At 73.3% G+C, this 8,529-nt stretch carries 5 protein-coding genes; all 5 read right to left on the bottom strand.

The window, feature by feature from the left end; translation table 11 throughout:
- Nucleotides 1–1,537: acetate--CoA ligase (locus U5911_RS16790; RefSeq protein ID WP_336038259.1), on the bottom strand; the 1,537-nt coding region annotated here is incomplete at its 3' end.
- A gap of 226 nt (nucleotides 1,538–1,763) precedes the next feature.
- On the bottom strand, nucleotides 1,764–3,548 hold the full coding sequence (locus tag U5911_RS16785; RefSeq protein WP_336038258.1) for a bacterio-opsin activator domain-containing protein: 1,785 nt from the start codon (nucleotides 3,546–3,548) through the stop codon (nucleotides 1,764–1,766).
- A 126-nt stretch (nucleotides 3,549–3,674) separates the two neighbouring features.
- Entirely contained in the window at nucleotides 3,675–5,636 is a 1,962-nt protein-coding gene (acs, locus tag U5911_RS16780; RefSeq protein WP_336038257.1) for an acetate--CoA ligase, read from the bottom strand.
- Nucleotides 5,637–5,872: 236 nt separating this feature from the next.
- Nucleotides 5,873–7,270: a DUF5305 domain-containing protein gene (locus U5911_RS16775; protein ID WP_336038256.1), complete on the bottom strand. Its 1,398-nt coding sequence runs from the start codon at nucleotides 7,268–7,270 to the stop codon at nucleotides 5,873–5,875.
- A gap of 72 nt (nucleotides 7,271–7,342) precedes the next feature.
- Nucleotides 7,343–8,509 carry a signal peptidase I gene (locus U5911_RS16770; protein ID WP_336038255.1) on the bottom strand — a complete coding sequence of 389 codons (1,167 nt, stop codon included), beginning with the start codon at nucleotides 8,507–8,509 and terminating at the stop codon, nucleotides 7,343–7,345.
- Between the last annotated feature and the right edge of the window lie 20 nt (nucleotides 8,510–8,529).

The following is an 8,529-nucleotide window of genomic DNA, read 5'->3' as shown; positions in this document are numbered from 1 at the left end:
CCCAGTCGCCGGAATCGTCGCTGTCCGTGTCGGAGTACTCCGCCCAGTACTCCTGGACGAACCGCTCGTCGTTCTGGTAGAGGGTGCGCAACATCCCCGGCCACGGGTTCTGCACCGTCAGGTAGCCGGCTTCACCCGCCGACACCTCCTCGCCGGCCGCGTCGACGACCTGGGCGTCGACGCCGGGGAGCGGCGGGCCGGCCGACCCGGGCTTCATGTCGTCGAGCGCGGGCAGCGTGGTGACCATCATGCCGCCGGTCTCGGTCTGCCACCACGTGTCCACGACCGGACACTCCTCGTTGCCGACGTGCTTGTAGTACCACTTCCAGGCGCGCGGGTTGATGGGTTCGCCGACGGTCCCGAGGAGGCGCAGCGACGACAGGTCGTGGGCCTCCGGGTACTGCTCGCCCCACTTCATGAACGCCCGGATGGCGGTGGGAGCGGTGTAGAGCTGGGTGACGTCGTAGTCCTCGACGACCTCCCAGAGCCGGTCCTTCTCGGGGTAGTCCGGCGTCCCCTCGTACATCACGGACGTGGTGCCGAGCGCGAGGGGGCCGTAGACGATGTACGAGTGGCCGGTGATCCACCCGATGTCCGCCGAACACCAGTAGGTGTCCTCGGGTTTGACGTCGAGGACCGCGTGGCTCGTCCACGCGACGTAGGACAGGTAGCCGCCGGTGGTGTGTTTGACGCCTTTCGGCTGGCCGGTGGTCCCGGAGGTGTACATGAGGAACAGCATGTCCTCGGCGTCGCGGGCGACCGGCTCGACCTCGGCGCCCGCGTGCTCGCGCACGAGAGCGTCGTAGTCGTGTTGGTCCCCGCCGAGGGAGTGCTCGAAGCCGTCGTCCCCGAGGCGGTCGACGACCACCACGTCGCTGACCTCGTGGTCGACGCCGCCCAGGCCCTCGGTGGCCTTCTCGAAGTGGTCGAGGGGGTCGCCCCGGCGGTAGTAGCCGTCGCAGGTGACGAGGTACTCGGAGTCCGCGGACTCCATGCGCGTCGCGAGGGCGTCCGCGGAGAAGCCCGCGAACACCACCGAGTGCGGTGCGCCGATTCTGGCGCACGCCAGCATCGCGACGGGGAGCTCGGGAATCATCGGCATGTAGAGGGTGACGACGTCGTCTTCCTCGACGCCGAGGTCCCGGAGCGCCGCCGCGAACTCGTTGACCTCCCGGTGGAGCTCCGCGTACGTGTAGGTACGCGTCTCGTCGGTCGGTTCGCCCACCCACTCGATGGCGGGTTCGTCGCCGCGGTCGGCGAGGTGGCGGTCGAGGCAGTTCTCGCTGGCGTTCAGCTCGCCGCCCGTGAACCACTCGTAGAACGGCGGGTTCGAGTCGTCCAGCACCTGGTCGTAGCCCTCCCGCCACTCCAGGAGCTCCGCGGCCGCCTCCCAGCACTCGGGCCACTCCTCGGCGAACTCCTCGCGTACGTCGGGGTCGTTCACGTTCGCCTGCTCGACGAACGACGCCGGCGGCTCGAAGATCTCGCCCTCGGGGAGGCGGGCTTCGAGTTCGGCGTCGGACTGCTGGTCTACCATGTCCACCACTACCGTTTCACACGTTCCTGTTAAGTGGCAACGCTAATTATGCCAACCGTCCGCACGCCAGTAATTTATCCGAGGGTTCGGCGGCTACGCCGCCGCTCTCCGGCGGTCACCGCGCGGAGTGCGTCCGCCGCCCGGGTACCGGGTCGACCGAGTGTTGCCGCAGACTCGCGTTCGCCTGCACGGGGTCACTAAACAGTTAGCTGTCGGCGCCGCGGCGTCACTCCGCCGGCCACGACGGCGCGCCCCCGACAGCGTCGTCGTCGGCGAAGAGCGCCGAGAGGAGCTTCTGCTGGGCGCGACGCAGGTGGTTGTGCAGCGTCGGCGACGTGATGCCGATGGCGTCGGCGAGGTCCTCGGCGGTGCTGCCGCGCGGCCACTCGAAGTAGCCGGCGTGGAACGCCGCGCGCAGCACCGCCGCCTGCTTCTCGGTCAGGGCCTCGTGGAGGGACGCGCGGAACGCCGCGGGCGACTCCTCGCGCCGGCCGCGTTCGCGCTTGGACGCCAGCTCGGTGCCGGGGAACGCGTCCTCGAGCGCGGCGACGAGGCCGCGGACGTCGACGTTCGTCGCCACGTCGCCGACGACGCGCTGGCGGGCGGGCGTCGCGGTCATCTCGCGGACGGCGGCGCCGCGCTCGGTCAGTGACCGCGCGAGGTCCGCGCCCGTGACAACGACCTCGAGGAGCGCGTCGTCGCCGTAGTCCCGGACGAGCCGGCAGTCCGCGACCGCCGACTCGTCGGCCAGCCACGACAGCACGTCGCCGGGCGCGGCGTCCGCGACGCGCACGAAGTACAGGAGCGCGTCGTCGCCCGGGACGACGCCGTCCAGCGAGAAGGCGGCGCCGTGCTCGGCGGCGGCCCGCGCGAACAGCGAGGCGTCGCTGTCCGTCTCGACGGCGACCTCGAGGACGGTGTCAGCGAGCAGGAGCTTGCGCTGCTGGACGACCGTGACCGCGCGCCCGACGCGCCGCCCGAGGTCCGCGAGCAGGTCGCGCTCGCGGTCCGCGAACGCGCCGTCGGCGACCCCGACGCCGAGGGCGCCGTAGGTCGTCTCGCCGTCGTCGACGGGGACGACAGCGGCCGCGTCCAGGTCGCTCCCCGCGACCCAGGCCCCGAGCGCGCCGTTCCCGACGCCGCGGGTCGTGCGGACGTCGCCGTTCGCGGTCGCCGCGGCCACGGCACCGTCGCCGGCGACGCCGACGTCGCCCGTCGACGCGCCGGCGGCGTACGTGACGTCGAACTCGTCGCCGGCGCGGCGCGCGACCCACGCGACGGCGTACGGGTCGCCGTCCACGAGCGCCTCGCAGGCCGCCGCCTCGACGCCGCCGCGCGTGGCAGCGTCACCGACCGCCTCCCCGACCGCGCGCACGCGGTCCAGCGCCGCCAGGAACCGCTCGCTCGGACCGGCCGCGCCGTCGTCGCGCGGTCGCTCGGGCGCGAGCGAGGAGTCGGCGAAGGCGGCGGCGACCGCCTCGCGGTCGGGCGCCGGCGCGAACTGGTCGAGGCTGCCGAGGCTCGCCCAGCCGCCGACCGCCTGCACCGCGCGCGCGTCGACGCCCTCCTCGGCGAGCAGGCGCCGCGCGAAGAACCGCCGGAGCGCTCGCGTCGAGACCGCTGCGAGCGCGTCGTCGCCGGTGCGGTCGGCGGCGCGGTCGCCGACCTCCCCGACGAGCATCTGGACGCGCCGCGGCGACACCGACACGAGCGGCTCGTCGTCGGCGACGTCAGCGGTCCGCGCGTACTGCCGGAGGTCGTGTTCGACGTCCGCGGGCAGGTAGGCGGCGCGCGCGACGTCGCCGTCCTCGTCCCGCACGTCGAGGAAGAAGTGCGTCGCGCCCTCGCGGTCGACGGTCGCGACGTCGGCCGGCCGGACGCGCGCGAGCTCGGCGGGCCGCAGGCCGACCTCGCCCGCGAGCCGCACGACGAGTTCCTCGCGGTGCGTCTCGGTCGCGCGCCGGAGCCGCGCGTAGTCGGCCGCCGACAGCGCCGGTCCGTCGCCGCCCATGTTTCGCGAACAGACGAAATCCCGAAACTAAAGTGTTGTGAGACGCCGGTATCTGGGACCGAGTCCGAATTGAAGCGAGCCACGTACCGGAGTTTCTTGGTTTCGCTTCGATAGAATCTCTCGAAACTAACGGTCGCGGTCGGCGAGCGCGGACTCGAGTTCGCCGACGACCTCGGGGTTGCGCAGCGCGCTGGTGTCGCCGAGGTCCTCGCCGCTCGCGACGGCCTCGAGGAGCCGCCGCATGATCTTCCCCGAGCGCGTCTTCGGCAGCTCGGGCGTGAACACCACGACGTCGGGTTCGGCGACGGGCCCGATGGCGTCCGCGACCGCGTCCGCGACGTCCTCGCGCAGGTCGGCCTCGGCGGCGTCCTCGGCGGCGGAGACGTACGCGTAGATGGCCCGGCCCTTCAGGTCGTGGGGGCCGCTGACGACGGCGGCCTCCGCGACGCCCTCGACGTCCGCGATGGCGGCCTCGATCTCCATCGTGGCGAACCGGCGGCCGGAGACGTTCACCACGTCGTCGACGCGCCCGAGCAGCGTGACGTAGCCGTCCTCGTCGACGGTCGCGCCGTCCTCCGTGCCGTACGCCCACTCGAACCCGGAGAGGTCGGGACGCGCGGGGTCGTGGTCGGCGAACCAGCCGTCGTCCTCGACCATCGACAGCGGCATCCCCGGCCACGGCCGCGTGAGCACGAGGAAGCCCGTCTCGCCGGGGTCGACCGGGTCGCCGGCCGCGTCCACGACTCTCGCGTCGACGCCGGGGAGCGGCGGGCCGGCCGACCCCGGTTTCATCGTGTCGACGCCCGGGAGCGTCGTGACCATCATGCCGCCGGTCTCGGTCTGCCACCACGTGTCCACCACCGGACAGTCGCCGCCGCCGATGTGCTCGTGGTACCACTTCCAGGCGCGCGGGTTGATCGGTTCGCCGACGGTGCCGAGCAGCCGGAGGCTCGAGAGGTCGTGGGCCTCCGGGTACTGCTCGCCCCACTTCATGAACGCGCGGACGGCCGTCGGCGCCGTGTAGAAGACGTCGACGGCGTTGCGCTCGATGAGCTCCCAGACGCGGTCCTTCTCGGGGTGGTCGGGCGTGCCCTCGTAGAGCATCGTCGTCGCGCCGACCGCGAGCGGGCCGTAGACGGTGTACGTGTGGCCGGTGATCCACCCGATGTCCGCCGAACACCAGTGGGTGTCCTCGGGTTCGAGGTCGAGGACGGCGCGGCTCGTCCAGGCGGCGTGCGCGAGGTAGCCGCCGGTCGTGTGCCGGACGCCGGTGGGTTCGCCGGTGGTCCCCGAGGTGTGGATGAGGAACAGCTGGTCGGTGCTCGCGCGCGGCACGGGGTCGACGGTGGCGCCGCGGTACTCCGTGACGAGGTCCTCGTAGTCGTACTCGTCGTCGCCGAGGGGCGCGTCGTCCCCGAGGCGGTCGACGACCACGGTCGCCTCGACGTCGTCGTCGAGCGCGATGGCGGCGTTGTCCGCCTTGTTCTTCTGGTGGACCGGCGCGCCCCGGCGGTAGTAGCCGTCGCAGGTGACGAGGTACGTCGAGTCCGCGGCCGCCATGCGCGTCGCGAGGGCGTCCGCGGAGAAGCCCGCGAAGACGACGCTGTGGGGCGCGCCGATTCTGGCGCACGCCAGCATCGCGACCACGAGCTCCGGGACGACGGGCATGTAGAGGGTGACGACGTCGTCCTCCGCGACGCCGAGGTCCCGGAGCGCCGCCGCGAACTCGTTGACCTCCCGGTGGAGGTCGAGGTAGGAGTACGTCCGGGACTCGCCGAGGCGGCCCTCCCACGTGAGCGCGACCTGGTTCTTGCGGTCGCCGAGGTGGCGGTCGACGCAGTTGTGGCAGGCGTTCAGCCGGCCGCCGTCGAACCACCGGAACGGCGGCCGCTCGCCGCCGAGCACCGCGTCGTAGTCGGTCTCCCAGTCGAGGAGGTCGGCGGCCGCCGCCCAGCAGTCGGGCCAGTCGCCCTCGAAGCGAGCGCGGACGTCCGCGTCCGTGACGTTCGCCTGCTCGACGAACGACGGCGGCGGCTCGACGCGGTCGCCCGAGTCGACGCCCCCCTGGCGCTGGTCGTCCCCTGCCATCGAATCGACGTACGGGCCGGCGGGATTAAACGTTCGGCCTTCACGTTTACACCGTCACCGTCCGTCCGTCGACGCATGAGCGTGGTCGCGGAGGTCGCAGTCCCCACGAGTTCCGTCGCGATGGCCGAGACGCTGACCGAGGCCCCGGAGACGGTCGTGGAGGTCGACCGCGTGGTCGCCCACCCGGGCGGCGGGCTCACGCCGTACTTCTGGGTGGCGGGCGACCGCGACGCGACCTACGCGCGGTCGTCCGAGGCCGCGTCGACGCCGGTGCCGCCGTCCGGCCGACCCGGGCGGTCGGCCGCCCCCCGTTCGACCGGTTCGTCGCCGTCCGACCCCGCCGCTGCGTCGACGGCAGCGCCGCCGTCGGCCGCCTCCGTGCTCGCCTTCTCCTCGGCTCCGTCCGCGCTGGCCTCCTCCTCGGCCTCGCTCACGCTCGCCCCCTCGCTGGCCTCCTCGGACGACACCGGGTCTGCCGCCACCGCGCTCTCGCCGTCGGTCCCGCCAGCGCTCACTCTGCCGCCCGTGACCGCGGCGAGCACCGACCCGGCGTCGATGCCGCCGTCGCGCTCGGCGGGCGGCGACGGCGGGTCGTACGCCACGACGAGGTCGTCGCCGACGGCGTAGAACCGCCCCGTCTCGGGGTCCTCGACGACGCCCGCGTCCGTGTCGATGGCGAAGTCCACGAGGTCCGCCAGCGAGTCCGCGTCCGCGCGCGGCCGGTCGCGGACCGACGCCGGCAGGCGGACCGACACCACCCACTCGTCGAACTCGTCGCGCTCGCGGCTGTACTCGAGGTAGTCGCGCTCGGCCGCGGAGAGCGCGAGCGCGTCACGGCGGTGAGCGACCGCGAGCGCGCCAAGGCCGCCCGCCCCGAGCATGAACAGCAGCGGCCCGCCGAGCGCCCAGAGCGGGCCGTACTCGCGCTGCACGGTCACGGTCTCGGCGGTCGTCGCGGTCTCCGAGGTGCTCCCGGGGGACTCGACCGCGTACGTGTCGCCGTCGACGCTGACCGGGAGGCGGTGCGTGAGCGACTCCGTGACTTGCTCGCCGCCGGCCGTGCCCTCGGCCGTGACGGTCGCGGCGACGAACGCCTCCGTCTCGCCGGGCGACTGCCCGAGGGACTGCTCGATCTCCGCGCGGCGGTCGGCGAGTTCGGAGGCGTTCAGGGAGAACGACACCGACGCCGACTCGCCGGACGCGACGCCGTCGGCTGTCGTCGACGCGAGGTCGACGCGGTCCGTCCAGTAGACGGTGCCGTCCTCGACGGCGCGCACGACGAGCGCCGTGTCGACGGCGAGGTCCGCCGAGTCGCCCGCGACGCTCGTGTACTCGGCGGCGAACTCGCCGTCCAGCACGGGCGTCGCCCGCACGAAGTACGTCTCGCGGTTCTCGAGGGTCGCGCCCTCCTCGAAGACGGGGTTCTCCCGGGTGACCTCCGCCGAGTGGTCGAACTCGCCGGAGACCGTCCAGTGCGCGCGCTCGGACTGCTGTTCGGTGGTCCCCGGCGCGACGTGCGCGGTGGCCGCCGCCCACCCGCCGACGACGACGCACGCGGCGAGGACGACGACCAGCACCGGGGACCACGACGACGCGACTGCGCGTACCTCCAGCCCCCGCGTCCCCTGACCCATGCCCGCCTCTGTGTGACGGGGGAGCATAGAAGTGTCGGTCAGTCGACCTGAGTGTCGGGCCGCCCGGCGGCGTCACCACAGGAGCCGTCGGACGCGCGCCCACAGCGACCGCTCGTGCCGCGTCGACCGGCGGCGCAGGCGGACGCGACGCCCGCCGAGCAGCGCGTTCCCGAGCAGCGCGACCGAGCCGGCCAGCAGCGCGTCGACGGCGAGAACCGGCAGCCAGGGGTGAGCGTCGTGGAGCGCGTCCAGGACCGGCACCGGCAGCACGGCGAGGTAGCGGTGCTCCGCGACGAACCGCCGGTAGTAGCCGGTGTCCTCGGGCGCCGTCAGCGTCACGTCGACCGTCTCGGCGCTCCGGCCGGCGACGCGCTGGCGCTCTGGGTCGACAGCGACGCCGTCGCTGGCCGGTTCGACGTACGTCACCACCGGGACGAGTCCGGCGTTCGGCACGCGGTACTCCCGAGTCGAGGACTCCCCCTGCCGGACGACGGTGGGGTCCTCGGAGTCGAACTCCGCGCTCACCAGGCCGAACTCCTGGGTGCCCGCCGGCACCACCATCGCCGCCGTCGCCGCGACCACGAGCATCGCCGCGAGGGCGGCGACGATCAGACCTGGCGAGACGCCCTGCGAGCGGCTCCGGTCCCTGCTCCGGTCACGCGCCGGCCCGTCGCCGGCCAGCAACAGGTCGACGACGTACAGCAGCACAGACAGCGCGAGCAGGAGGTACGCCAGCCCCTGAGTGCCGAGCAGGGACCGCGTCCCCGTCGTCGCGGCGAGCTGCCGCTGCGCGTCCGCGAACGCGCCCTGGAGGGCGACGACGCCAGTGCCGAGGTCCGGGATCACGACCACCTCGCCGCCGACCTGGAGCGCCTCCGCGACGACCTGCGCGTCCTGCACGGGCGGCTCGTCGCCGTCCTGGTCGGTGAACGGGTTCGCGTCCCCGCGCGTGATGTACCCGCGTTCGGTGACGTCGACGACGCGGTGCGTCGTGAGGCCCCCGCCCTGGATCTCCTCCGCGCGGAACACGACGACGTCGCCCTCCTCGACGTCCCCGGAGACGGCCGACGGGACGGCGACGAAACCATCGCCGGGCTCCATCGTCGGCTCCATGCTCCCGGTCTCGACGTACCCGAGGAGGACGGGCGTGCCGACGACCTGGCCGACGACCAGCGACACGACGACGAGCGCGACGACGGCCTCCGCGGTGACGGTCGCGACGCGGCGGAGCGACGGCACAGTTACCCGGCCCGACGTGT

The sequence above is a fragment of the Halobacterium yunchengense genome (assembly GCF_037031165.1).
Classification (GTDB): Archaea; Halobacteriota; Halobacteria; order Halobacteriales; family Halobacteriaceae; genus Halobacterium; species Halobacterium yunchengense.
This window is presented reverse-complemented; position numbering and strand designations above follow the sequence as displayed.